Source organism: Pseudomonas neuropathica (assembly GCF_051174785.1).
GTDB lineage: Bacteria > Pseudomonadota > Gammaproteobacteria > Pseudomonadales > Pseudomonadaceae > Aquipseudomonas > Aquipseudomonas neuropathica_A.
In genome coordinates, this window is sequence record NZ_CP195111.1 from 2,411,578 (window position 1) to 2,436,139 (window position 24,562).

The window sequence follows — 24,562 nt, forward strand, 5'->3', positions numbered from 1 at the left end:
CATGGCGGTCAAGGCAGCGAAAATCAGTATTTATGCCTGGGAAGGTACGGACAGGAAAGGCAGTAAGGTCACCGGTGAGTTGAGCGGACAGAACCCGGCGTTGATCAAGGCACAATTGCGCAAACAGGGGATCAACCCGGGCAAGGTGCGCAAAAAATCCGCGTCACTGTTGAGCTTTGGCAAACGTATCAAGGCCCAGGATATCGCCCTGTTCACCCGGCAGATGGCGACCATGATGAAGGCCGGCGTGCCGCTGTTGCAGTCGTTCGACATCATCGGCGAAGGCTTTGAAAACCCGGCCATGCGCAAACTGGTAGACGAGGTGAAACAGGAGGTCGCGGCCGGTAACAGCTTCGCCGCAGCCCTGCGCAAGAAGCCGCAATACTTCGACGAGTTGTATTGCAACCTGGTCGATGCCGGCGAGCAGTCCGGCGCGCTCGACACCTTGCTCGAACGTGTCGCGACTTATAAGGAAAAAAGCGAACAGCTCAAGGCCAAAATCAAAAAAGCCATGACCTACCCCACCGCCGTCGTGCTGGTCGCAGCGGTCGTGACCGGAATTCTGCTGGTGAAAGTGGTACCGCAATTTCAATCCGTGTTTTCCGGTTTCGGCGCTGAGTTGCCAGCGTTCACCCTGATGGTGATCAGCCTTTCGGAGTTCATGCAGCAATGGTGGTGGGCGATTCTCGGTGCGCTGGTCGCGGCGATCTTTGGTACCCGCCATGCACTGAAAACATCTCAGGCATTACGCGATCGCAAAGACACCTGGCTGTTGAAACTGCCCTTGGTGGGCACGCTGATGTACAAGTCCGCCGTGGCGCGATTCGCTCGAACCCTGTCGACCACATTCGCTGCCGGTGTGCCGCTGGTGGAAGCGCTCGACTCGGTGGCCGGCGCCACCGGCAATGTGGTGTTCAAACGTGCCGTGCTGCGGATTCGCCAGGATGTCTCAACCGGTATGCAGCTGAATTTTTCGATGCGCAGCACCGGGGTCTTTCCCAACATGGCCGTGCAGATGACCGCGATCGGCGAAGAGTCCGGCGCGCTGGACGAGATGCTCGACAAGGTCGCGGGATTTTACGAAGAGGAAGTGGATAACATGGTCGACAACCTCACCAGTCTCATGGAGCCGTTCATCATGGTCGTACTGGGGGTGATCGTCGGTGGTCTGGTGGTAGCCATGTACCTGCCGATCTTCCAACTCGGCTCAGCGATCTGACATGCCTATCGACGAACTGTTTGCCCTGTATCCGCTGGCCTTTGTCTTTACCGCCCTGCTGCTCGGTCTGGTGGTCGGCAGCTTTCTCAACGTGCTGATCTGGCGTCTGCCGAAAATGCTCGAACGCGATTGGCGCCAGCAGGCCCATGATGTGCTCGGTTTGCCCGGCGAGACGCCGCTGCCCACTTACAACCTGATGCTGCCGCACTCTGAATGCCCGCATTGCGCCCACCGGATCCGTCCGTGGGAGAACGTTCCCCTGCTCAGTTATCTGTGGCTGCGCGGGCGTTGTTCCGCGTGTGCTGCGCCCATCAGCAAACGTTATCCGCTGACCGAACTGGCTTGCGGGCTGCTCTCGGCCTTCATCGCCTGGCATATCGGCTTCGGTTGGGCGGCATGCCTGCTGATTGTCCTGACGTGGGGTTTGCTGGCGATGAGTCTGATCGACACTGAGCATCAACTGCTGCCAGATGTGCTGGTGCTGCCGTTGTTGTGGCTGGGGTTGATCGTCAACAGTTTCGGCCTGTTCGTATCTTTGCACGATGCGCTGTGGGGCGCGGTGGCCGGTTACCTGGCGTTGTGGTCGGTGTTCTGGCTGTTCAAACTGCTGACCGGCAAGGACGGCATCGGTCACGGAGATTTCAAGCTGTTGGCGCTGCTCGGCGCCTGGGGCGGCTGGCAGATTCTGCCGCTGACGATCCTGTTGTCATCGCTGGTCGGCGCCATTATCGGGGTGATTTTATTGCGCCTTCGCGAGCAGAAAACCTCGACGCCAATCCCTTTCGGCCCTTATCTGGCAATTGCCGGCTGGATTGCCTTGCTCTGGGGTGGTCAAATAACCGACTTCTATTGGCAGTTTGTCGGTTTGAAATGAATACCCCTGTGGAAAAACCCTGGATTCTCGGCCTCACCGGCGGCATCGGCAGCGGCAAGAGCGCGGCGGCTCAGCACTTCATTGATCTGGGTATCCACGTGGTGGATGCCGATCACGCGGCGCGCTGGGTGGTTGAACCGGGGCGCCCGGCGCTGGCGAAGATTGCCGAACACTTCGGCCCCGACGTGTTGCAGGCCGATGGCACGCTGGATCGCGCCGCCCTGCGCAAGCTGATCTTCGAAGTGCCGGAGCAACGTCGCTGGCTAGAATCCCTGCTTCATCCGTTGATCGCCGAGGAAATCGCCCATCATCTGGCGCTGGCAAAATCGCCTTACGCGATTCTGGTGTCGCCGCTGTTGATCGAATCCGGGCAATACGCGATGACCCAGCGCATCCTGGTGATCGACGCCCCGCAACAATTGCAGATCGAACGCACCTTGCAGCGTGACCAGACCAGCGAGCAGCAGGTTCAGGCGATCCTCAAGGCTCAGTCGAGCCGCGAAGACCGAGTGAGCCGTGCCGACGACGTGGTGGTCAATGATCGCGACCTCGCCTGGTTGCAGTGCGAGGTCGAGCGTCTGCATCACTTTTACCTGACTTTATCCGGAGGCCAAGCATGAGCCAGATCCCCACCGTTGACTGCCCAACCTGCGGCGCCCCCGTGGAATACACTCCCGAGAACAAATTCCGTCCGTTCTGCTCCGATCGCTGCAAATTGATCGACCTCGGCGCATGGGCGTCGGAAGAACACAAGATTCCGGTCGCACCGGATGCCGAGGACGAGCTGTTTTCCGGCGATTTCGATCCGCGCCACTGACCTGATCAGGGCCGCATAAAGCTGTAGTCCTGTTCGTCGTCGAGGTTTTCCGCTAGAAAGCGCAACTCGTCGGCCAGGTCTTCGGCGTTGCGCACAGCCTTGCTCTGCTGCACCACCGCACTGAGCAAGGCACGCAAACTCAACCCCGGGTCAAAGCCCACCTCCTGCGCCATGTCCAGACTCTGCCGGGTCTCCTGCCTTGCCCACTCGTAAACGCTCATGCCGCTGCTCCTGAAGGGATTTGCGCGAGCATGAAATTTCCCGCGTCTGGCGGGTTTGATATGGATCAAGACTTGGGGTCGTCGTCCTTCCACGGCGCCGAAAGGTAGCGCGTGCGGTTGAAGGTCTCCAGCCATTCCGGGCTGAATACCACCAGCGCACTGACGATCATGCCGTTGATGAACGCCTCGGGAAAAATGATCAGCCACACGTAACCGATGAAATCTTCCAGCCATTCCGGCATGGCGAAGAGGCCGTCGTACCACAGCAGCGTCAGGCTGAGGATCAGGCACAACAAGGCCGACAACGCGGCGGCAAAAAAACCGGAACAGAAGATGTACACGAACGGGTTGCGCGGTTGAGCACGCTCGACAAGGATTGCCACGCACTCGGTGACCAGCACCGGCAGCAAAATGAACATCGCGCCATTGACCCCCATCGCCGCGAGATCCTGACGCCCGAGCAGCACCAGGCCGATTTGCGCCACCAGCCCGCCGACAATTGCCAGCGGCCAGTCCAGCAACAGCGTTACCGCCGTCATGCCGAGGAAGTGATACGACACGCCCGTGTCGAAATCCCTGCGCATCAACCACAACAGAAACAACGCAAACACGGTGCCGAACAGCAGATGCTGACGCCGGCTGTCGCTGAATAACTCGACCCACGGCGCCCGCACGATCGCCCAAAGCAGCACCGACAGATAAATCAGCCAGCCCAGCAGCAGACTTTCAGTCGCCAGCACCTCGACGCCGATCATGGGCGCGCCTTCTCCAGCGCCTCACGCAGTTCGCTCGCGTTGGCGTACTCACGTTGCGAAAGCAATCGACCGTCCTTCAATTGCAACCACAACACCTGGCCTTCTGCGACGGGATAGCGCGACGCGACCCGGCCTTCTCGATCAAGCATGACCCGGTAGTGGTAGTCGCGCATGGCCGGTACGGCAAACATCCTGGCAATCAGCGCCGGCATGCGCTGGATATCGGCAACGAATACCGCGTGGCGCGCCTCCAGATAGCCCTTGGGCTGATCCTTCAACGCTTCTTTGATCAGCTTGGCGCCGTCCATATCCCGCGCTACCAGCAACGTTGTAGTGCTGTCGTCTAGGGTGAAGGGCTGCTCGTACTGATCAAGCAACGTCCAGGGTGCAAGACGCTCGCCGGTTTCGAGTGCATGGGCAAACAGCGGAAAAACAGCAAACAGCAGCAGCCAGCGAAATTTCACGATAAGTCCTCACGGTTTGACGCAAACAATCGATTTCCATGAGTCTACACCGCCCTTCTCGACTGCCCACTGATGCACTTTGCCGCGTAACGCTTTCAGCTTGTCGCATTTGAACGCTAAGCTTGGGCTTATGGATGACTCAGATTATTTACGCCTGCTGACCATCGCGGCCGAGCAGGCCAACGCCTTTCTGTCCAATGCCCGCAAATGGGAGCGTGAGCGTTGGGTTTGCCAACGCCTGCTGCAAGGCCTGAACATTCCCTACCGTGCCGACGAATTCGCGCCGGCCGGCGAACCGCCGGACGTGCTGTTTCGCGATGCCAATTTCGAGGTGTTCTTTGTGCTCGACGAGGGGCGCCGGCTCAACGACGAATGGCGCGATGAACTGCAGCGCCGCCGCAGCGCCTTTTCCCTCAGCCAACTGGTGCGCCGTGAAGCCAAGCCCAAGCGGATTCCGGCTAATGAATTCCTGCTGCGACTGGCGCCGACCTTGCGCAAAAAAGCGCACAACTACAAAGAACGCGGCATGGACCTGGGCGAACTGGACATCATCGCCTTCGCCAGTCTTAAACGTGAGGTGCTGGATCTGAACAGCCATTTCCCCCCGCCCACTGAATATCTGCGCCAGGGTTGGCGCTCACTATCGCTGGTCGGCCCGGCCTTCGCCCGAGTGCTGTTCGCCCACCCGGACGCACCGGACTTCCTGCGCAGCAACCTCGGTCGCAGCATCGTTTTCGATGTCGGGATCAGCCTGTGACGCCGCTGCAGCAATTGATCGCCGATGTGCCGCAGACCGGATGTGTGCGCTGGATCGGCGTGCGTCCAGAATCCCGTGGGCCGATGATCGAACTCGATGCCGTGGAGGCTCGACTTGAAGCTGGACTGACCGGCGATCACGCCCGCCCCGGTGTGCGCAACGCACGGCAGGTGACCCTGATCCAGTGGGAACATTTGGCGGTGATCAGCGGATTGATGGGCCGTGCGCACGATCAACCGGTCAGACCTGAAGATCTGCGGCGCAATCTCGTTATCAGCGGTATCAATTTGTTTAGTCTCAAGGGTCGGCGCTTTCGCATCGGTCAGGCAATATTCGAAACCACGGGCTGGTGTCAGCCCTGCGCACGCTTGCAGAACAACCTCGGCCCCGGCACGTTTCAAGCGGTGCGCGGGCATGGCGGAATTACCGCGCGGGTGTTACAAAGCGGGATCATTCGCCTCGAAGATAGTGTGAGCGTCGAGCCGGTTCCGGACAGCGGCTATGCTGCGTTCAACCCCGGATAAAAACCGCTGTAGCTTCTGCCCATTCAGCAACGTCTACCTGACGAGGCAAATATGACCAGCCGCCTGAACCCTGAAGACCAGAAACATGTCGAAGAGTACCTGCAACTGTCCCAGCACCGAGTCGAGCGCCGGCCATTCCGGCCGTGGATGCTCCTGGTGCTGGTGCTGGCAGTGACCATTGGTCTTGGCCTGTTGAGCCGATTTATCAGTTACCTGACGCTATGAGCAGCCTCGCGCTCGCTTGGGTAACCGCACCGATTTCCTTTAAAAACCTTGCGAGTTATCCCCATGTCCCATCGTATTGTTATTGTCGGCGGCGGCGCCGGCGGTCTGGAGTTGGCTACCCGTCTGGGTAAGACTCTGGGCAAGCGCGGCACGGCCAGCGTGATGCTGGTCGACGCCAACCTGACGCACATCTGGAAACCACTGCTGCACGAAGTGGCCGCCGGATCGCTGAACTCTTCCGAAGACGAACTCAACTATGTTGCCCAAGCGAAATGGAACCACTTCGAGTTCCAGCTGGGGCGCATGAGCGGGCTTGATCGCGCACAGAAGAAAATCCAGTTGGCGGCGACCTACGACGAAAACGGCGTCGAGCTAGTGCCGGCGCGTGAAGTGCAGTACGACTCGCTGGTGATCAGCGTCGGCAGCACCACCAATGATTTCGGCACTCAGGGCGCGGCGCAGCACTGCCTGTTCCTCGATACCCGCAAACAGGCCGAGCGCTTTCACCAGCAACTGTTGAATCACTACCTGCGTGCACACGCCGGGCAAACCGATGTGGTCGAGCAGATCAGCGTCGCGATCGTCGGCGCTGGCGCCACGGGCGTCGAGCTGGCGGCAGAACTGCACAATGCCGCCCATGAACTGGCGGCGTATGGCCTGGACCGGATCAAACCGGAAAACATGCACATCACCCTGATCGAAGCCGGGCCACGGGTGCTGCCCGCCCTGCCTGAGCGCATCAGCGGGCCGGTGCACAAAACCCTGGAAAAGCTCGGGGTCAATGTGATGACCAACGCTTCGGTCAGCGAAGTGACCGCCGACAGTCTGATCACGGCCGATGGCAATGAGATCAAGGCCAGCCTGAAAGTCTGGGCTGCCGGTATTCGCGCACCGGGTTTTCTCAAGGACATCGACGGCCTGGAAACCAACCGCATCAATCAACTGCAAGTGCTGCCGACCCTGCAAACCACTCGCGACGAGAACATCTTCGCCTTCGGTGACTGCGCCGCGTGCCCGCAACCCGGCACCGATCGCAACGTACCGCCACGCGCACAAGCGGCGCACCAACAGGCGTCGCTGCTGGCCAAGTCCCTGAAGTTGCGCATCGAAGGCAAGACCCTGCCGGAATACAAGTACACCGACTACGGCTCGCTGATCTCGCTGTCGCGTTTTTCGGCTGTGGGTAACTTGATGGGCAACCTGACCGGCAGCGTGATGCTCGAAGGCTGGCTGGCGCGGATGTTTTACGTATCGCTGTATCGCATGCACCAGATGGCGCTGTACGGGCCGTTCCGCACGGCGATGCTGATGCTGGGCAGCAAGATTGGTCGTGGCACCGAGCCGCGTCTGAAACTGCATTGATGTAAAAACCTGTAGGCCTTCGCCTGCTCGCGATAGCGGTGGGTCAGTCGACATCATTGTTGAATGACACACCGCTATCGCGAGCAGGCGAAGGCCTACATTTGATCTGTGATTCTGTCTCGTAGTGTATCTGCGCCCTCCTTATCGCCCTTCGCTTACAAACTCCCCCGCTACGCGACACAGTCGCGATACACCGCGACCGCTTAATGGCCACACCCGAGCACACCTGCTCAGGCAATCGTCCTTAACGTGTGGTTGCACAGCGCAGCCCTGGAGAATGTATATGTCCCGTACTTCGACCCTCGGTAAAAAATCCATTGGCCTGATCGGCGCCGCACTGGCTGGCGGTCTGATGTTGTCCGGCTCGGTATTTGCCGCCCAGCCACTGGCGCAGGGCTACATGGTCGCCTCGGCGGAAACCTCGGTGAAAGCGCCGGAAGGCAAATGCGGTGAAGGCAAGTGTGGCGATGCTTCGATGGCCAAGACTGACAGCGATGGTGACGGCAAGGTCTCCCGCGCCGAATTCCTCAAAGTCGCGCCGAAGTCCGACTTCGACAAGATCGACACCAACCATGACGGTTTCATCGACGAGCAAGAGGCCTACAACAACGTAAAGGCCAACTTTGAAGCCAACGGCAAGAAGATGCCGAAAGGCCTGTTCGAACACCTGAAGGATCAAGACGGCGCCTGATCGGCAGAAAAAAGCCGCGCTTCTCCTGTGAGAAGCGCGGCTTTTTCATGTGTGGTTATTTACAGCTGGAAACGCCGCACCATGCCCTGCAAAGCATTGGCCAGCTGCGACAACTCATGGCTGGAGGCACTGGTCTGGTCAGCACCTGCGGCAGAACGTACCGACAAATCACGAATGTTCACCAGATTGCGATCGACTTCGCGGGCGACTTGCGCTTGTTCTTCCGCCGCGCTGGCAATCACCAGATTGCGCTCATGGATCTCATGCACCGACGCGGTAATGGTTTGCAGCGCCTCACCGGCGCGCTCAGCCAACGCCAGCGTGGTGGTTGCCCGCGCCGTGCTGGCCTGCATCGAATCCAGCGCCAGGCTCGAACCGCTGCGCATGCCCTGAACCATTTGCTCGATCTCCTGCGTCGATTGCTGCGTGCGATAAGCCAGCGCCCGCACTTCATCGGCGACTACAGCAAAGCCTCGCCCGCTCTCACCGGCGCGCGCCGCTTCAATCGCCGCGTTGAGCGCCAGCAGGTTGGTCTGCTCGGCAATCGCCCGAATCACGTCCAGCACTTTGCCGATGTCCTGCGACTGGTTGGCCAGTGATTGCACCAACTCACCGGTCTGCTGCACATCGCTGGCCAGGGCATTGATGGCGGTGGCGGTCTCACTGACGCGCACCTGGCCCAGATGCGCCGACTCGCTGGATTGACGGGTCGCGTCAGACGTCGACACCGCATTGCGTGCGACCTCTTCCACTGCGGCCGTCATCTGATTGACCGCAGTCGCAGCTTGTTCGATTTCGTTGTTCTGCTGCTGCAGCCCCTGTGTGCTGTCGAGTGTTACCGCATTGAGTTCATCGGCAGCCGTCGCCAGTTGCGTCGCCGAACCACTGATGCCTTGCAGCGTCTCGCGCAGGTTCTGCTGCATGGTCGCCAGAGCCTTGAGCAAGCGACTGACTTCATCATTGCCATGGGTCTCGATCGGCCGGGTCAGATCGCCCTGCGCGACACTTTCTGCTGCGCTGACAGCGCTGCTCAGCGGCCGAACGATACTGCGCGTGAGCATCATCGCCAGTGCCACCGTGGCCAGCGCGGCCAAGGCGATGAACAAGCTGACAATCGTGCGCGAATTTTCGTAGTGCGCAGCGGACTTCTGGCTTTCGGCGGCGACCTGTTTGGCGAACAGGTCCGCCAGATCATTGAGTTGCTTGCCGGAACCATCGACGACAGTTTTCATGTCGACCAGCAACAATTTGGTCAACTCATCACGCTTGCCTTGCTCGGCGAGGGCGAAGGATTGAGCGATACCGCTGCGATACGCGGCAAATGTCTTTCTGAATTGGTCGTATAGCTGCTGGCCTTCCGGGGTGTCGACCAGTTTGTCGTAGGCGGCGATTTTCTCGCTCAACTCCTTGTCGCGGGTGTCCATCTGGCTGCGGTAAGTCGCAATGTTGGCCGGGTCCTGATCCAGCGCCATGCGCAGCGAGATGGTGCGGATGCGCAGCATGATCTCGCGGATCTCGTCACCGCCACGAATGCTCGGCAGCCACTGATTTTCTACCGCGACCTCGCTGTCGCGAATGCTCGACATCTGCCCGAGCGCAAATACGCCGAGCAATGCCACCAACACCGCGATCAGGGCAAATCCCAGGGCAGCCCGGGGAGCAATATTCAACTGACGAAGCAACATGACGAACGCCCTTATTCTTGTATTGGCCAGATTCAAGGGGCGAAGCCATGGCAGTCCCCTCTTGTTAGCGGGCTATCGGCAGGTTGTATGATGACTTGAAGGGGAAATGAGTTTTTGTAGGACAAAAAAAATCCCCGTATCTTTCGATACGAGGATTTTTAATATGGTCGGGGTAAGGGGATTCGAACTCCTGACATCCTGCTCCCAAAGCAGGCGCGCTACCGGACTGCGCTATACCCCGGTAAAAAAAAGGCGACCTTTCAAAGATCGCCTTCTTCGATCAGCGCTTTTGGCCTCTGATCTTAAGATTCGATCCCAGCGCTAACTGGTTTCAAAAATGGTGGGTCGTGTGGGATTCGAACCTACGACCAATTGGTTAAAAGCCAACTGCTCTACCAACTGAGCTAACGACCCAAAAATGGTCGGGGTAAGGGGATTCGAACTCCTGACATCCTGCTCCCAAAGCAGGCGCGCTACCGGACTGCGCTATACCCCGGTTTGAAATTGGCTCCGTGACCAGGACTCGAACCTGGGACCCAATGATTAACAGTCATTTGCTCTACCGACTGAGCTATCACGGAACTACATATTTCAATTTACAACGGTGAAACTTGTTGCATCTAGTCACTCGTTCGCATCGCTGCGTTCGTGTGTCTGAGGCGCGCTATTCTACAACCTAGAACACCTCTGTCAACCCCCTAAATTGCTTTCAAGTTAATGATTTGCAACTTATTTCAGATTTCAACTCAGTGAGCTGAGACCGTCTTGGCGACTGACTGCGGGGCGCACTTTACAAGCCTTTTCCTTTGAGTTCAACAGCCTAACGAAAAAAAAGGCCCTACGATGTAGAGCCTCCCAATTTTCATTGGCGCCTGGACTCAGTTGAAAACGATTTCGTCGTTCTCGACAGCGCCGGTCGCCGTGTCGCCTGGCATGAAGTGACCCGAGAGGATCAGTTGCGCCAGCGGGTTTTCGATCCAGCGCTGAATCGCCCGTTTCAAAGGACGTGCGCCATACACCGGGTCGTAACCAACGGCGATCAACTTGTCCATCGCCTCTGGGCTGAGTTCCAGCTTCAGCTCGCGCTCGGCCAGACGAGTACGCAGACGGCCCAACTGGATCTCGGTAATGCCCGCAATCTGATCCCGTGCCAAAGGCTCGAAGATCACCACTTCGTCGACCCGGTTGATGAACTCCGGACGGAAGTGCGACGTCAGCGCATCCATGACTGCAGCCCGTTGAGCCTCGCGATCACCGACCAGTTCCTGAATCTGCACAGAGCCGAGGTTCGAAGTCATGACGATCACGGTATTGCGGAAGTCCACCGTACGGCCATGGCTGTCGGTCAGACGACCATCCTCAAGCACTTGCAGCAAGATGTTGAACACATCCGGGTGCGCTTTCTCGACTTCGTCCAGCAGGATCACCGAGTAAGGCTTGCGGCGTACCGCTTCGGTCAGATAACCGCCCTCTTCGTAACCGACGTATCCCGGTGGCGCACCGATCAGGCGAGCCACGGAATGTTTCTCCATGAACTCGGACATATCGATCCGCACCATCGCCTCCTCAGTATCAAAAAGGAATTCGGCCAGCGCCTTGCACAGCTCGGTTTTACCGACACCGGTCGGGCCGAGGAACATGAACGAGCCGCTCGGACGATTCGGGTCGGACAACCCGGCACGCGAACGCCGCACGGCGTTGGCCACAGCGACCACGGCCTCTTCCTGACCGATGACTCGTTTGTGCAACAGGCTTTCCATCTTCATCAGCTTGTCGCGCTCGCCTTCGAGCATTTTCGACACAGGGATGCCGGTCCACTTTGATACAACTTCAGCGATTTCTTCTTCAGTCACTTTGCTGCGCAACAGCTGGTTTTCGCTCTTGCCGTGCTGGTCGACCATTTGCAGGCTGCGTTCCAGATCCGGGATCACCCCGTACTGCAATTCAGCCATACGGTTGAGGTCGCCTTTACGGCGCGCGGCTTCCAGTTCCTGACGCGACTGCTCGATCTTCTGCTGAATCTGCGCAGAACCCTGCACCTCGGCTTTTTCCGAGTTCCAGATTTCTTCCAGATCCGAGTACTCACGCTCGTGACGGACGATTTCTTCCTGGAGTTTTTCCAGACGTTTCATCGCCGCCTCGTCGCTTTCTTTCTTCAGCGCCTGGGATTCCACCTTCAACTGAATCAGGCGACGCTCCAGACGATCCAGAACTTCCGGCTTGGAATCGATTTCCATGCGGATGCGGCTGGCGGCCTCGTCGATCAGGTCGATGGCCTTGTCCGGCAACTGCCGGTCAGTGATGTAGCGATGGCTGAGCTTTGCTGCCGCGATGATCGCACCGTCGGTGATCGCCACCTTGTGGTGAACCTCGTAACGCTCTTTAAGGCCGCGCAGGATAGCGATGGTGTCTTCTTCGCTCGGCTCATCCACCAGGACTTTCTGGAAGCGTCGCTCGAGCGCCGCGTCCTTCTCTATATATTGGCGGTACTCGTTGAGCGTGGTCGCACCAACGCAGTGCAACTCACCACGAGCCAGCGCAGGCTTGAGCATGTTGCCGGCGTCCATCGAGCCTTCGCCTTTCCCGGCGCCAACCATGGTGTGCAGTTCGTCGATAAACAGAATGATCTGTCCTTCCTGCTTCGACAGCTCGTTGAGCAGCGATTTCAGGCGCTCTTCGAACTCACCGCGATACTTGGCACCGGCAATCAGCGCGCCCATGTCCAGCGAGAGCAGACGCTTGCCTTTAAGGCCGTCCGGCACTTCGCCGTTGATGATGCGCTGGGCCAGACCTTCGGCAATGGCGGTTTTACCCACGCCAGGTTCGCCGATCAGCACCGGGTTGTTCTTGGTGCGGCGTTGCAGAACCTGGATGGTGCGACGGATTTCGTCATCACGACCGATCACTGGATCGAGCTTGCCGTCTTCGGCGCGCTTGGTCAGGTCGACGGTGTATTTATCCAGCGCCTGGCGCGACTCTTCGTGGTTGGCGTCATTCACCGCTTCGCCGCCGCGCAGGTTGTTGATCGCGTTTTCCAGGGCTTTCTTGCTCACGCCCTGACCGAGCAACAACTTGCCAAGCTTGCTGTTCTCGTCCATCGCCGCGAGTAATACCAATTCGCTGGAAATGAACTGGTCGCCCTTCTGCTGGGCCAGACGGTCGGCCTGGTTAAGCAGGCGCGCCAGATCCTGCGACATGTTGACGTCGCCGGTGGGGTTCTGGATTTTCGGTAATTGGTCGAGCTCTTTGGTCAGCTCTTTGCGCAAGCTGTTGACGTCGAAGCCCACTTGCATCAGCAGAGGTTTGATCGAACCACCCTGCTGCTCAAGCATGGCTTGCATCAAGTGCGCCGGCTCGATGGCCGGATGATCGTGGCCGACAGCCAACGACTGGGCGTCGGACAAGGCCAACTGTAATTTGCTGGTTAAACGGTCTATTCGCATAAGTCACCTTCCTTTTGAGCAGGCCGGACCTAAAAACCATCCTGAATAAAGAAACCTGCCAGATACCACTGTAGATGTGGTCAATTCTGGGAGATTCAAGCGTCAGAGAGTTGATTCAGGTCAGGCAAGTCTAGCGGGTGAGCCAGATAAGGGAGGCGAAGCGACCGGTGCGAGATGCACGACGGTAGGAAAAGAAGCGCGGATCGGTGACGGTGCACAAACCGCCGCCGTAAACCGCTGTGACACCGCGGGCTGCCAGACGCAGACGCGCCAAGCTATAGATGTCGGCCATGAACTTGCCAGCATTGCTGCTCGGTACAAAGGCATCCGCCGCTTCCGGCAATTGCTTGACGAAGACTTCCCGCACTTCCGGGCCGACTTCAAAGGCTTGCGGGCCGATGGCCGGGCCGAGCCAGACCAGCACTTCTTCAGCCGGAACATCGAGGCTGTCGAGGGTCGCTTCCAGCACACCCGCCGCCAGACCACGCCAACCGGCGTGAGCCGCTGCGACGCGAGTACCGGCACGATCACAGAACAATGCCGGCAGACAATCCGCCGTCATCGCTGCGCAGGCAATGCCCGGCGTTGTCGTCCAGCTGGCATCGGCGGTCGCAACAATGCTCGGATCAGCATGCGCCACGGTAATCCCGTGCACTTGCTGCAACCAGGCAGGCTTTATAGAGAAGTGTTCAGTGAGGCGCCGACGGTTCTCGGCGACCGCCTCAGGACGATCATCAACATGATCGCCCAGATTGAGACTGTCGAACGGCGCCGCGCTGACACCGCCCTCACGGGTGGTGACGCAGGCTTTGACGCTGGCCGGCGCAGGCCAGTCCGGCGTCAGCCAGTTCATCCGACGAAGGCCTCGCGATCCTGCTTGAGCAGGGTCAGCAGCCAGACGAAATCCTCCGGCAGCGGCGATTCCCAGCTCATGCGCTCACCGCTCGTCGGGTGATCCAGCTCAAGGAAACGCGCGTGCAGGGCCTGACGCGGGAAATGCTTGAGCGATTCAACCATCGTCGGGTTGGCCGCTGGCGGAATGCGGAAACGACCGCCGTACGCCGGGTCGCCGACCAACGGGAAGTTGATGTGCGCCATGTGCACGCGGATCTGGTGCGTACGACCGGTTTCCAGTTTCACCCGTACATGGGTGTGGGAACGGAAGCGCTCCAGCACGCGGTAATGACTGACGGCAGGCTTGCCACCTTCCATTACCGCCATGCGCTGGCGCTGCTGGCCGTGGCGACCGATCGGCGCGTTGATCTTGCCACCGGCCGTCACCACGCCAATCACGATGCACTCGTAGATGCGGCTGACGCTACGGCTTTGCAGCTGTGCGACCAGTTTGGTCTGCGCCTGAATGGTCTTGGCCACCACCATCAGACCGGTGGTGTCCTTGTCCAGACGATGCACGATACCGGCGCGCGGGACATTGATGATGTCCGGCACGTGGTGCAGCAAGGCGTTGAGCAGCGTGCCATCGGCGTGACCGGCAGCCGGGTGCACCACCAGGCCCGCAGGCTTGTTGATCACCAGAATGTCGTCGTCTTCATAGACGATGTCGAGTTCGATGTCCTGGGCGATCCACTCGCCCTGGGCTTCCTGCTCGGCAGTCAGCTCAAGGATGGCACCGCCGTGCACGATGTCGCGAGGGCGGATGACCGCCCCGTCCACAGTCAGGCGACCTTCTTTGATCCAGGCGGAAAGGCGCGAGCGAGAGTGCTCAGCGAAGAGTTGGGCTGCGACTTGATCGAGGCGTTGGCCGCCCAATTCGGACGGCACCTCTGCGCGAAGTTCAATTTTATCGGACATGCTCTGACTGTGCGTCGGCACAGCTTTTGGTTTCGGCTGCGCGCTTGTGGTTAAATACGGCGTCTTTTGCCCCGAGGCTTTTCAACGGGGCGCTCATCATAACAGGACGGCCCCGCCCAAGACAGCGGCCGTCATAGGGACGCAAGCCGCCATGCAAGTGAAACACCTGCTGCTGATCGCCATCCTCGCATTGACCGCTGCTTGCTCATCGAAGGAAGTCGTAGACGAAAACCTCAGCGAAGCCGAGCTGTATCAGCAGGCTCAGACTGACCTGGACAACAACAGCTACACCAGCGCCACAGCCAAGCTGAAGGCTCTGGAGTCGCGTTATCCGTTCGGTCGCTACGCCGATCAGGCACAGCTGGAGCTGATCTACGCCAACTATAAAAACGCCGAGCCGGAAGCTGCAAAGTCCGCTGCCGAGCGTTTCATTCGTTTGCATCCGCAGCACCCGAACGTGGATTACGCGTACTACCTCAAAGGTCTGACTTCTTTCGATCAGGACGTCGGCCTGCTGGCGCGCTTCCTGCCGCTGGACATGACCAAGCGTGACCCGGGCGCCGCGCGCGACTCGTACAACGAGTTTGCCCAGCTGACCAGCCGTTACCCGAACAGCCGCTACGCGCCGGACGCCAAGCAGCGCATGATCTACCTGCGCAACCTGCTGGCAGCTTACGAAATCCACGTGGCCGACTACTACCTGACCCGTCAGGCTTATGTAGCCGCTGCCAACCGTGGCCGTTACGTCGTGGAAAACTTCCAGGAAACCCCATCGGTCGGTGACGGCCTGGCGGTGATGACTGAAGCCTATCAGCGTCTGCACCTGGACGATCTGGCGGCGACCAGCCTGGAAACCCTGAAGCTCAATTACCCGAATCACCCGAGCCTGCAGGATGGCCAGTTCGTGCCACGGGTTGCCGAAGCCGACAACCGTTCGTTCCTGAGCAAGGCGACTTTGGGCTTGATCGAGTCGCGTCCACCACTGCCGCCGGGCGAAACCCGCGCCAACCAGGACGTGCAGAAGCAGTTCCAGGACGCGAAAGACGCGATCCCGAACGAGCTCAAGCCTAAAGACGAAAACGGCGACGTGATCGAAGAGCCGGAGCCTGAGTCGAGCAACACCGACCGCTCGTGGTTCAGCTACATGACTTTCGGCGTGTTCGACTGATCACATCGGATGTACAGAAAAGGGAGATCTGCGGATCTCCCTTTTTCATTTCCGCGCTTTAATTGGCTGTGCGCTTGTCGGGTCCTTGGCTAAACTGCCGGATCATCAGTCGAAAAGCCGCTCATCATGCTTCGTATATTGTTCTGGATCGTCGTGATTTTCGCCGCGATATGGTTGTGGCGTAAATTCAAGGCGCCTGTCGCGTCCAATCAATCCAATCGCGCCCCTCGCGAACAGGACGCTCCACCGATGGTGCGCTGCGCCCATTGCGGCGTGCATTTACCGCGCGACCGTGCGCTGAGCGTTCAACAACAGTGGTATTGCAGCCAGGCTCACCTTGAGCAAGGCCCGGGTGCCAGTGATCGCTGAGGCCACCAGCGCCGACAGCAAACAGGCGCAGCGCCTGCTGCGCCTTTATCATCTTTACCGTCTAAGCGTCGGCATCACACTGGTGTTGCTGATCTCCAGCAACATGGACAACCGCCTGCTGACCTCGGCCAATGACGAATTGCTGCGCGGCGGCAGCTGGCTGTATCTGATCCTCAACATTCTGCTGGTGGTATTCCTTGAGAACACGCGACGGCCGGCGCAGCTGTTCAGTCTGGCCCTCGTCGATGTCCTGCTTTTATGCGGTTTGTTCTTTGCGGCGGGCGGGGTTGGCAGTGCGCTGGGCAATTTACTGATCGTCTCGGTGGCGATCAGCAACACCCTGCTACGACGGCGCATCGGCCTGTTGATCGCCGCGATCGCGGCGCTGGGCATCGTCGGTTCGAGTTTCCTGCTGAGTTTCAACCACCCGCTAAGCGCCAATGAATACATGCAAGCCGGCACCCTCGGTGCATTGTGCTTTGCCGCGTCGTTGCTGGTGCAAGGACTGATCACTCGCCTCGAAGTCAGCGAGACACTCGCGGAAAAGCGCGCCAGCGAAGTCGTCGGCCTCGAAGCCCTCAACGCGCTGATCCTGCAACGCATGCGCACCGGCATTCTGGTGCTCGACGAAGAGCGTCGGGTGCAGCTGGCCAACCACAGCGCGCAAACCCTGCTCGCGCAATCGCATCTTCAGGGACACCTGATCGATGACTATTCGACCGCGCTGGTTGATCGCCTGCAACTGTGGATGAATAACCCGACCCTGCGTCCACAAAGCCTGAAAATCCCCGGCAACGGCCTGGAGCTGCAACCGAGTTTCATCGCCCTCGAACAAAGTCCCAAACAGCAAACCCTGGTGTTTCTCGAAGACCTCGCGCAAATCGCCCAGCAAGCGCAGCAACTGAAACTTGCCGCACTCGGCCGCTTGACCGCCGGCATCTCCCACGAGATCCGCAATCCGCTGGGTGCCATCAGTCACGCCGCACAGCTATTGGCTGAATCCGAGGAACTCGACAGCGCGGATCGGCGTCTGACACAGATCATTCAAGACCACTCCCAACGCATGAACCGAGTCATCGAAAACGTCCTGCAACTGTCCCGCCGCCAACAGAGCGCCCCGCAACGGCTGGATCTCAAGCCATGGCTGGAAAACTTCGTCTCCGAGAGCCGCGAACAGGCCAGCGAGCACCAGCTGATTCACCTGCGGACCCATTCGGGGGATTTCACCACGCTGATGGACCCCGGCCAGCTCACGCAGATTCTCGACAATCTGTTACGCAACGGTTGGCGCCACAGCGCCCTGCTGCACGATCAGGCGCAAGTCTGGCTGGCCCTGTTCATCGACCCCGACAGCCAGTTGGCGGTCCTCGAAGTGCAGGACAACGGCCCCGGCGTGCCAGCCGATGAACAGACGCATCTGTTCGAACCGTTCTTCACCACCAGCAGCCAGGGCACCGGTCTTGGTCTTTATCTGTCCCGTGAGCTGTGCGAAAGCAACCAAGCGCGCCTAGACTTTCAATCACGCCAAGGCGGCGGCTGCTTTCGCATCACCTTTGCTCACGGACGGAAACAAAGTTGAATACGAGCCCACGGCAAAAAATCCTCATCGTCGACGACGAACCGGACATCCGCGAACTCCTGGAAATCACCCTGGGACGGATGAAACTCGACACCCACAGCGCGCGCAATCTGGCTGAAGCGCAGGCACTGCTGAACCGCGAGAGCTTCGACCTGTGCCTGACCGACATGCGCCTGCCCGACGGTACGGGCCTGGAACTGGTGCAGCACATTCAGCAACGTTATCCACAACTGCCTGTAGCGATGATCACCGCCTATGGCAGCCTGGAAACGGCCATCAACGCATTGAAAGCAGGTGCTTTCGACTTCCTGACCAAACCGGTGGACCTCACGCGCCTGCGCGAACTGGTCGGCACGGCCCTGCGCATGCCGGCGGCAGGAGGCAGCTTTACAACGATAGAACGGCGCTTGCTGGGCGATTCGCCGCCGATGCGCAGTCTGCGCAAGCAAATCGACAAACTCGCTCGCAGCCAGGCGCCGGTGTACATCAGTGGCGAGTCGGGCAGTGGCAAGGAACTGGTCGCTCGCCTGATTCATGAGCAAGGGCCGCGCGCCAGCCAGCCGTTCGTTCCGGTCAACTGCGGGGCGATTCCTTCGGAGCTGATGGAAAGCGAGTTTTTCGGCCATCGCAAAGGCAGTTTCACTGGCGCGGTCGAAGACAAGCCAGGGCTGTTTCAAGCAGCGCATGGCGGCACGTTGTTTCTCGATGAAGTAGCGGACTTGCCGTTGTCGATGCAGGTGAAGTTACTGCGCGCAATTCAGGAAAAAGCCGTGCGCAGTGTCGGCGGCCAGCAGGAGAGCGTGGTCGATGTGCGGATTCTTTGCGCCACCCACAAGGATCTCGATGCCGAAGTCGCGGCCGAGCGCTTTCGTCAGGATCTGTATTACCGTCTCAACGTAATCGAATTGCGCGTGCCGTCCCTGCGTGAGCGCCGTGATGACATTGAAGTGCTGGCGGCCAATATGCTCAAGCGCCTCGCCAAAGACACCGGCCAGCCGGCAGCACGCTTGCATCCGCAGGCGTTGGAAGCCTTGAAGAATTACCGGTTTCCGGGGAATGTACGGGAGCTGGAGAACGTTCTCGAACGGGCGCACACCTTGTGTGAAAACCGCACGATCGAGGCGCAGGATTTGCGTCTGAGTGAAGGCAATTGTGCGGCGGATGGCGGGATTGCCGATCTGACCCAGATCGATAATCTGGAGGATTATCTGGAGAACGTCGAGCGGAAGCTGATTCTGCAAGCGCTGGAAGAAACGCGCTGGAATCGCACGGCGGCGGCGCAGCGGTTGAGCCTTTCGTTTCGGTCGATGCGTTATCGCCTGAAGAAATTGGGCCTGGATTGAGGGCCCCTTCGCGAGCAGGCTCGCTCCCACATTGGATTTTGTGAACGACCAAGATCAACTGTGGGAGCGAGCCTGCTCGCGAAAGCGATCTGCCAGGCTACAGAGAACTATCAGATTAAATGCGGCCCTCGGGCGCATACGGCGTCGGATCAATAATCGGCGCCCTTCCCAGCATCACATCGGCAAACAACTGACACGACGCCGGCGCCAGCACCAGTCCATTGCGGTAATGCCCGCAGTTCAACCACAACCCGTCAAACCCCGGCACCCGGCCAATATACGGAATGCCCTCCGGCGAGCCCGGACGCAACCCCGCCCAGTGCCCGACCACTTCGGCATCGGCCAACGCTGGCAATAACTCCACTGCCGAAGCCTTGAGACTTTCCAGCGCCACCTCGGTCGGCGTCTTGTCGTAGCCCTCGTGCTCCAGCGTGCTGCCGATCAGGATATGGCCGTCGCGACGCGGAATCGCATAACGGCCCTTGGCCAATACCATGCTCGGCAAAAAATCCGCCGCACACTTGTAGAGAATCATCTGGCCTTTGACCGGTTCGACCGGCAGTGTCAGGTCCAGCGTCTTGAGCAGATCACCGCTCCACGCCCCCGCGGTCAGTACGACCTGATCACCGCTGATCACACCCTTCGACGTCTCGACGCCAACAACCTGCTCACCCTCGCGGACAAACCCGCTGACCTCGCATTGTTCGTGAATGGTCACGTTCGGCAATGCCTGCAGTGCCGCTTTCAGTGATTTCACCAGCCGCGGATTGCGTACGTTGGCGACATCCGCCATGTAGATCGCTCGGGAGAAACCGCCACCGAGCACCGGCACCGCATCATGCGCCGCCGAGATATCCACAGCCCGCAGCGGACGGTTTTCCCGCTCGGCCCAGGCCAGTGCTTCGGCTTCATCGTCCAGATCCAGCCAGTACAGGCCGGTGGTGTGCACTTCAGGATCCACTCCAGTGTCAGCGAACAAGCGCTCGCCGAGCTGTGGATAAAAATCCTGCGACCAGTGCGCCAGTGCCGTGACCGCCGGGCTGTAACGCCACGGATACAACGGCGAAACGATACCGCCGCCGGCCCAGGACGATTCCTGGCCGAGGTTCGAACGATCGAGCAGCACCACATTGCGCACTTCGGAGGCGAGATTGTAGGCGGTCAGCAGGCCAATCACCCCGCCACCGACAATCACCACTTGCTGTTGCCTGGTCATGTTTGATCCAACCGTAAAAAAGACAGTGGGCGCAAAAGGCACCCGAAAGAAAGCGCCTCAGCGGCCCCAGCAATCCTTGGTGGTCAGCCCGGTAGTCGCGTTGTTCATGCTGCGGACACCGGTGTTGGTCAGGGTGAAATCCCCGCACTTGTCGGTGGCCATGGAGGTACCCGTTTTACGGGTAGCGGTCAGCAGGAAGGTCTGGTCAGCGATGGTCGGGGTGATGGTGTAGAAATCATTGCCCGTGCTGAGTCCGGTGATGCCGGTGTAGACATTGTTCTTGGTGTAGAAACGTTCGAGGCTCTGTGCCTGCTCCGAGAGCAGCGACACCACTTCGGCGCGGCGGCCCTTTTTCAGGTACTCGGTATAGCTCGGTGCGGCGATGGTGATGACGATCCCGATGATCGCAATCACGATCATGATTTCGATCAGGGTGAAGCCTCGGTTGGATCTGCGCATGCCTCAAACTCTCGCTTACTGTATTTGTCGCCACATGATACGACGGCTGCCGCCACCGCCCTTTTCATTGATTATCGTGAGCTTCCCACTGGTGTCATTCACTCCCTTTTTCGTAGCATTCGGGTTTATAAACGCCAGGTTCGGAATGCCGTCAGCGAAACTCACGCCGCTGGAGATTGAGTCATTGTTGTCGACCAAACTATCCCCACCAGTATCAATCACCGCATAGTTGAGCATCTTACCGCTGAACGCCTCGAGTTCGACCAACTTGCCCGTACCAAAACTCGCACACGGATCGGTGGTATCGACAATAGCCGTGGTGAAGACGATACGGCCAAGCACGATATTCGCTTGATTGATCACCCGTTCGCCGGTCAACACGTTGTTGTAGACCAATGGCAGGTACCAGCCCTTCTCCCCCGGATATGTCGTGTCATTTTGCGTCGTGGTCAGAAACTGCCCAGAGCTGCCAGAAAATGATCCGGTAATCGCCTGCGTCTGCAAACTGCTGACAGTGATGTTCCCTGAGCCGCCATCGGCATCCCATACCGAATAGAATGCCTGCAAATCCTTGTTGGTCTTGTCGGCCGTTTCATTGAATTTGCCAGTGCCGACAAAGATCTGTTTGCCGCCCAATGCGTTATCCGCCAGCAGCGGCTGCGCGGTAATCGGCTGTGTCGGCCCGCCCGCCGTGGTGAACAGTGGTTTACCGGAAAATGCCACGCCCCAGCTGTCCGACGATGTCGCGCTCAGATCAAATTTCCACAGGCGCCCTTTCAAATCACCCCCATAAGCGGCCTGGACGACATTTGAAGAGTTGACCTTGAGTATTACCGAGGACAAACCGTTAGTGGTTTCCGTGCTGTCGATGACGATTTTCTTGATCAGCGAACCATCGCGCACATCCAGCACATACAGGGCGGCCACACCGGAGTTGCTGCCGTAACCATTCGAGATGAACGCCGCCCAACGACCATCGGCCAAGCGTGCCACTTCCGGGCGGGCGTAGGCGTAACCCAGATCATTAAATGCGTTGGAGGTGTTGGCCGCGGACGGCGCACTGACCTCCCATAACGCCTTGATCACATTGCCCGCAGAAGCATCAAACAGCTGCAACCCGTAGAACGTTTTACCCCCGGCACCGACGCCACCAATGGCCAGGGTTTTCCAGGCCGTGCCGGACTGCGCGTCGAACACCCCGACCTGACCATCGACGAGAAACTTGTGGCTGACACCGTTGATATAGGTCGGATCAGCAATCAACCGTAGCGACGGCAACACACTGGATGGCATGTAGGCATAGCGCCGGGTGCCGTTGACCGAGTTGATGACGTTGACGAAACCGTCATTGGCATTCACCACCAGGCTGGAGTTCATGTTGGCAGCTTTGGTGGTCAGGTATGAGGTGTAAGTGGTATCGCCGGACAAGTCAGCAGCGGTCTTGTCCGTGGGGGCCGCCAGCACCAACGGCGAGTTGATGATGTCACCGAGCAACACACTGCGAACCTTGAGCCCGGTTTTGTTGGTGCCTTTGCTCCACTCCACCAGGTCATTGCCGGTAATACCCGTGGGCAGACTCTGGCTGAGCGTCGTCTGCTGCGCAGGGGAAAAGTTGCCGTAAGCCAGCGTCACGGCGGCGCTGCTTGTGGTGTTCCATGATTGATACGTCGGCGCGGTCGCCCCCGGCACGATGGTTGTGTCAGTCGTCCAGAGTGCGGTCGAAGTATTCACAACCCCGGCCGACGTAAAACCGAAAGACTTGATGGTGCCTCGCCAATCCTTGGGATCATAAGTGGTTTGGTAAAAACTGCTGCCACTGGAGAGTGTCCCAACGCTGGCAACAGCTGCGCCGCCGGATCCAGCCTTGGAAGTAATGTCACTCAATGCCGACGACAACGCCGCATTGAGCCCGGTACTGTCCGTCGCCTGATAGTACTTGCCCTGCCCATAAGCGGCGGCATCGGAGAGCACGTCGTTATCGGCGGTGAACCCGACCGTGTAGGTGTTCATGTTCTGCTTGGGAAAATCCACCGCATTCCAGCTCTTGCCTGCGGCGTCCGTTCCGGTCGAACGCATGTCGATATCGAAGGCGAACTTGGCGATGTCATCCAGATACAGCGTATCCCCTTCACCATCACCGTTGAGGTTGTTGCCGTCGTTGTTGACGCCATCCCAGTTCGGCAAACGACTGCCGCCCAACGGGTCATTGGTGGGGAAAGTACGGTCGAAGGTCGGCAAGCCGTCGGTGATCACCACTCCATAGTTTTTCTGGCAGCGGTACTGAATCGGGCTGGTGTAGGTGCTCGGCGTGCTGTTGTAGTAGGGCGCCATGCCGCGCATGTAGCGAGTGATTTCGTAATAGGTTTCCGCCAACGGCGTGTTGGCCACGGCGCTCAAGCCGTTGATGGAAGAGATCAGTGCGTTGTAATTGGTGTCGGCCTGGGCTTGAGTCACGCTGCCGGACACCGGCGACAAATCGCTGATCGCACGGGCGATGAAGCCGCCATTGCCGGAATTGGTGCTGGTGGCAGGGTTGAATGTCGACAGGCCGATACGCAACGTGCGGTTGCTACTGACCAAGGCTGTAGAGACGTTGCGCGCGACGTTGATGCGGTAGTCGTTGGGAATCGCTCCGGTGGTGAAGTCGCGGGTGCCGTTACTCGTGGCCAGGCCGACGATATAGGAAATGTAATCGGCGGAATATCGGGTGTTCTCATTGCCGACGGGGTCGGGCAGTTTCAGGCATAACGGCGCCACGCTGTTGTTGTAGAACGCATAGGCGCCGCCCGAGCACCCGGAGGTCGGCAGGCTCGATAGAAACACCGTGTCGCCAGTGATCTGCGGAGCATTGAGCGCAGAGCACAATCCCAGGAAGGCATTGCACTGCCGCGCGGGTGTACGGTTGATGTTCGGATCAAATCCAGCGGCGTAAATGATGCTGTTCATACTCCCCGAATCGTCGATCAGCAGCATCACATTCGGTGGCACCGCCGCAGCGCTCAACAGTGGTGAATCAGAGGGCGTGAATGCATAGACAGGCGTCGCCAGATACAAGCTCAGCAGCATGCCGAGCAGCAGCGATGTGCAGCGCTCAATACTTCGCATAAACACTCTCCACCACACTGCGCGAACTGCCGGCAAGGCCGATAGCGGTGACGCGATACAACGTCGCCGAGGTGTTGCTCGGCACGTTGACGGCGGTCAGTGTGGTGCCGATATTCTGTACACCATAGAAACCATTGCCAGCGGCGATCCAGGTCACCCCGGAGGTCGAGTTGAACCCCGCCGAACTGACCACTGATGACTCCGCTGGCGGTGCGCATTGGGTGGTGCCGCTGCACACGGCGAGCGAATAACTGTTCAGTTGCACCGCGCTTTCGCCGACCCGCAACGCCGCCTCGGCGGCCTGGAACGATTGATTGCGCAGACTCACGCTGCCGGCCATTTTCTCTTGCAGGTTGGCGCTCTGCATCGAGGACAACCCGATCAACGTGAGCAACAGCAGAAATACCAGACTGACCAACAAGACCATGCCGCGCTGTGCTTGACGTTGTTTCATGGAAATCCTCATCGCTGCCC

At 59.0% G+C, this 24,562-nt stretch carries 24 protein-coding genes, 4 tRNA genes and 1 pseudogene; 13 read left to right on the top strand and 16 right to left on the bottom strand.

Annotation, left to right across the window (positions count from 1 at the left end; translation table 11 throughout):
* Position 1: 1 nt before the first annotated feature.
* Genes ACRRSD_RS10885 through yacG form a run of 4 tightly spaced genes read left to right on the top strand, consistent with a single transcriptional unit; the run spans position 2 to position 2,910 of the window.
* Entirely contained in the window at positions 2–1,219 is a 1,218-nt protein-coding gene (locus tag ACRRSD_RS10885; protein WP_435038058.1) for a type II secretion system F family protein, read from the top strand.
* Position 1,220: 1 nt separating this feature from the next.
* Positions 1,221–2,093 carry a prepilin peptidase gene (locus tag ACRRSD_RS10890; RefSeq protein WP_435038059.1) on the top strand — a complete coding sequence of 291 codons (873 nt, stop codon included), beginning with the start codon at positions 1,221–1,223 and terminating at the stop codon, positions 2,091–2,093.
* Positions 2,090–2,713, top strand: coding sequence for a dephospho-CoA kinase (gene coaE, locus ACRRSD_RS10895; protein WP_435038060.1), 624 nt, complete (start codon positions 2,090–2,092; stop codon positions 2,711–2,713). The genes ACRRSD_RS10890 and coaE overlap by 4 nt, the downstream gene beginning before the upstream one ends.
* Positions 2,710–2,910 carry a DNA gyrase inhibitor YacG gene (gene yacG / locus ACRRSD_RS10900; protein ID WP_435038061.1) on the top strand — a complete coding sequence of 67 codons (201 nt, stop codon included), beginning with the start codon at positions 2,710–2,712 and terminating at the stop codon, positions 2,908–2,910. The genes coaE and yacG overlap by 4 nt, the downstream gene beginning before the upstream one ends.
* A 5-nt stretch (positions 2,911–2,915) precedes the next feature.
* On the opposite strand, the gene ACRRSD_RS10905 is transcribed toward yacG, so the two are convergent.
* From ACRRSD_RS10905 to ACRRSD_RS10915, 3 genes are all read right to left on the bottom strand, one after another.
* The gene (locus ACRRSD_RS10905) at positions 2,916–3,131 is read right to left on the bottom strand and encodes a hypothetical protein (protein ID WP_435038062.1); all 216 of its coding nucleotides are present in this window, start codon (positions 3,129–3,131) and stop codon (positions 2,916–2,918) included.
* A 65-nt stretch (positions 3,132–3,196) separates the two neighbouring features.
* Complete coding sequence (locus ACRRSD_RS10910; RefSeq protein WP_435038063.1) at positions 3,197–3,886, bottom strand: energy-coupling factor ABC transporter permease; 690 nt, start codon at positions 3,884–3,886, stop codon at positions 3,197–3,199.
* Entirely contained in the window at positions 3,883–4,350 is a 468-nt protein-coding gene (locus ACRRSD_RS10915) for an FAD/FMN-containing dehydrogenase (RefSeq protein ID WP_435038064.1), read from the bottom strand. Before ACRRSD_RS10915 ends, ACRRSD_RS10910 begins: the two co-directional genes overlap by 4 nt.
* 130 nt (positions 4,351–4,480) lie before the next feature.
* Here ACRRSD_RS10915 and ACRRSD_RS10920 point away from each other — a divergent pair, with 130 nt between their 5' ends.
* The 5 genes from ACRRSD_RS10920 to ACRRSD_RS10940 all read left to right on the top strand — a co-directional run bounded on the left by ACRRSD_RS10920 (position 4,481) and on the right by ACRRSD_RS10940 (position 7,909).
* On the top strand, positions 4,481–5,107 hold the full coding sequence (locus ACRRSD_RS10920; protein WP_435038065.1) for a DUF1780 domain-containing protein: 627 nt from the start codon (positions 4,481–4,483) through the stop codon (positions 5,105–5,107).
* On the top strand, positions 5,104–5,631 hold the full coding sequence (locus ACRRSD_RS10925) for an MOSC domain-containing protein (protein WP_435038066.1): 528 nt from the start codon (positions 5,104–5,106) through the stop codon (positions 5,629–5,631). Before ACRRSD_RS10920 ends, ACRRSD_RS10925 begins: the two co-directional genes overlap by 4 nt.
* 51 nt (positions 5,632–5,682) lie before the next feature.
* Entirely contained in the window at positions 5,683–5,856 is a 174-nt protein-coding gene (locus ACRRSD_RS10930) for a DUF3094 domain-containing protein (RefSeq protein ID WP_007909875.1), read from the top strand.
* A gap of 63 nt (positions 5,857–5,919) precedes the next feature.
* Entirely contained in the window at positions 5,920–7,218 is a 1,299-nt protein-coding gene (locus ACRRSD_RS10935) for an NAD(P)/FAD-dependent oxidoreductase (protein ID WP_016986237.1), read from the top strand.
* Positions 7,219–7,501: 283 nt separating this feature from the next.
* A complete protein-coding gene (locus ACRRSD_RS10940) occupies positions 7,502–7,909 on the top strand; it encodes an HvfA family oxazolone/thioamide-modified RiPP metallophore (protein ID WP_016986236.1) in 408 nt (135 codons plus the stop codon).
* A 59-nt stretch (positions 7,910–7,968) separates the two neighbouring features.
* Here the strand turns inward: ACRRSD_RS10940 and ACRRSD_RS10945 are convergent, their stop codons facing one another.
* The 9 genes and pseudogenes from ACRRSD_RS10945 to rluD form a co-directional block, all read right to left on the bottom strand.
* Complete coding sequence (locus ACRRSD_RS10945) at positions 7,969–8,832, bottom strand: methyl-accepting chemotaxis protein (RefSeq protein ID WP_371044025.1); 864 nt, start codon at positions 8,830–8,832, stop codon at positions 7,969–7,971.
* Positions 8,824–9,594, bottom strand: a pseudogene (locus ACRRSD_RS10950) (MCP four helix bundle domain-containing protein); the annotation flags it as partial. The gene ACRRSD_RS10945 and the pseudogene ACRRSD_RS10950, both read right to left, overlap by 9 nt.
* Before the next feature lie 164 nt (positions 9,595–9,758).
* Positions 9,759–9,835: transfer RNA gene (locus tag ACRRSD_RS10955), tRNA-Pro, on the bottom strand.
* A gap of 97 nt (positions 9,836–9,932) precedes the next feature.
* Positions 9,933–10,008 (bottom strand) — tRNA-Lys (locus ACRRSD_RS10960).
* A gap of 5 nt (positions 10,009–10,013) precedes the next feature.
* A tRNA-Pro gene (locus ACRRSD_RS10965) sits at positions 10,014–10,090 on the bottom strand.
* Between the two features lie 9 nt (positions 10,091–10,099).
* A tRNA-Asn gene (locus tag ACRRSD_RS10970) sits at positions 10,100–10,175 on the bottom strand.
* A 297-nt stretch (positions 10,176–10,472) separates the two neighbouring features.
* On the bottom strand, positions 10,473–13,037 hold the full coding sequence (gene clpB, locus ACRRSD_RS10975) for an ATP-dependent chaperone ClpB (RefSeq protein WP_435038067.1): 2,565 nt from the start codon (positions 13,035–13,037) through the stop codon (positions 10,473–10,475).
* Positions 13,038–13,167: 130 nt separating this feature from the next.
* The gene (pgeF, locus tag ACRRSD_RS10980; RefSeq protein ID WP_435038068.1) at positions 13,168–13,890 is read right to left on the bottom strand and encodes a peptidoglycan editing factor PgeF; all 723 of its coding nucleotides are present in this window, start codon (positions 13,888–13,890) and stop codon (positions 13,168–13,170) included.
* Positions 13,887–14,849 carry a 23S rRNA pseudouridine(1911/1915/1917) synthase RluD gene (gene rluD, locus ACRRSD_RS10985; protein ID WP_042610487.1) on the bottom strand — a complete coding sequence of 321 codons (963 nt, stop codon included), beginning with the start codon at positions 14,847–14,849 and terminating at the stop codon, positions 13,887–13,889. The genes pgeF and rluD overlap by 4 nt, the downstream gene beginning before the upstream one ends.
* Positions 14,850–15,000: 151 nt before the next feature.
* Between rluD and ACRRSD_RS10990 the strand changes: the two genes are divergently transcribed.
* The 4 genes from ACRRSD_RS10990 (at position 15,001) to ACRRSD_RS11005 (ending at position 19,308) form a co-directional block, all read left to right on the top strand.
* Entirely contained in the window at positions 15,001–16,017 is a 1,017-nt protein-coding gene (locus ACRRSD_RS10990) for an outer membrane protein assembly factor BamD (protein ID WP_093434846.1), read from the top strand.
* A gap of 126 nt (positions 16,018–16,143) precedes the next feature.
* Positions 16,144–16,386 (top strand): PP0621 family protein, encoded by a 243-nt coding sequence (locus ACRRSD_RS10995; protein ID WP_435038069.1) that lies wholly within the window; start codon positions 16,144–16,146, stop codon positions 16,384–16,386.
* The gene (locus ACRRSD_RS11000) at positions 16,376–17,965 is read left to right on the top strand and encodes a sensor histidine kinase (RefSeq protein ID WP_435038499.1); all 1,590 of its coding nucleotides are present in this window, start codon (positions 16,376–16,378) and stop codon (positions 17,963–17,965) included. Before ACRRSD_RS10995 ends, ACRRSD_RS11000 begins: the two co-directional genes overlap by 11 nt.
* Positions 17,962–19,308, top strand: coding sequence for a sigma-54-dependent transcriptional regulator (locus ACRRSD_RS11005; RefSeq protein ID WP_435038070.1), 1,347 nt, complete (start codon positions 17,962–17,964; stop codon positions 19,306–19,308). The genes ACRRSD_RS11000 and ACRRSD_RS11005 overlap by 4 nt, the downstream gene beginning before the upstream one ends.
* A 115-nt stretch (positions 19,309–19,423) precedes the next feature.
* Here the strand turns inward: ACRRSD_RS11005 and thiO are convergent, their stop codons facing one another.
* From thiO to ACRRSD_RS11025, 4 genes are read right to left on the bottom strand one after another with little or no spacing between them, the layout of a single operon-like run.
* The gene (gene thiO, locus ACRRSD_RS11010; protein ID WP_435038071.1) at positions 19,424–20,524 is read right to left on the bottom strand and encodes a glycine oxidase ThiO; all 1,101 of its coding nucleotides are present in this window, start codon (positions 20,522–20,524) and stop codon (positions 19,424–19,426) included.
* A gap of 57 nt (positions 20,525–20,581) precedes the next feature.
* Positions 20,582–20,983, bottom strand: a complete 402-nt coding sequence (locus tag ACRRSD_RS11015; RefSeq protein ID WP_435038072.1) for a type IV pilin protein — start codon at positions 20,981–20,983, stop codon at positions 20,582–20,584.
* A gap of 15 nt (positions 20,984–20,998) precedes the next feature.
* Positions 20,999–24,088: a pilus assembly protein gene (locus tag ACRRSD_RS11020; protein WP_435038073.1), complete on the bottom strand. Its 3,090-nt coding sequence runs from the start codon at positions 24,086–24,088 to the stop codon at positions 20,999–21,001.
* The gene (locus ACRRSD_RS11025; RefSeq protein WP_435038074.1) at positions 24,075–24,542 is read right to left on the bottom strand and encodes a pilus assembly PilX family protein; all 468 of its coding nucleotides are present in this window, start codon (positions 24,540–24,542) and stop codon (positions 24,075–24,077) included. The genes ACRRSD_RS11020 and ACRRSD_RS11025 overlap by 14 nt, the downstream gene beginning before the upstream one ends.
* Positions 24,543–24,562: the final 20 nt, after the last annotated feature.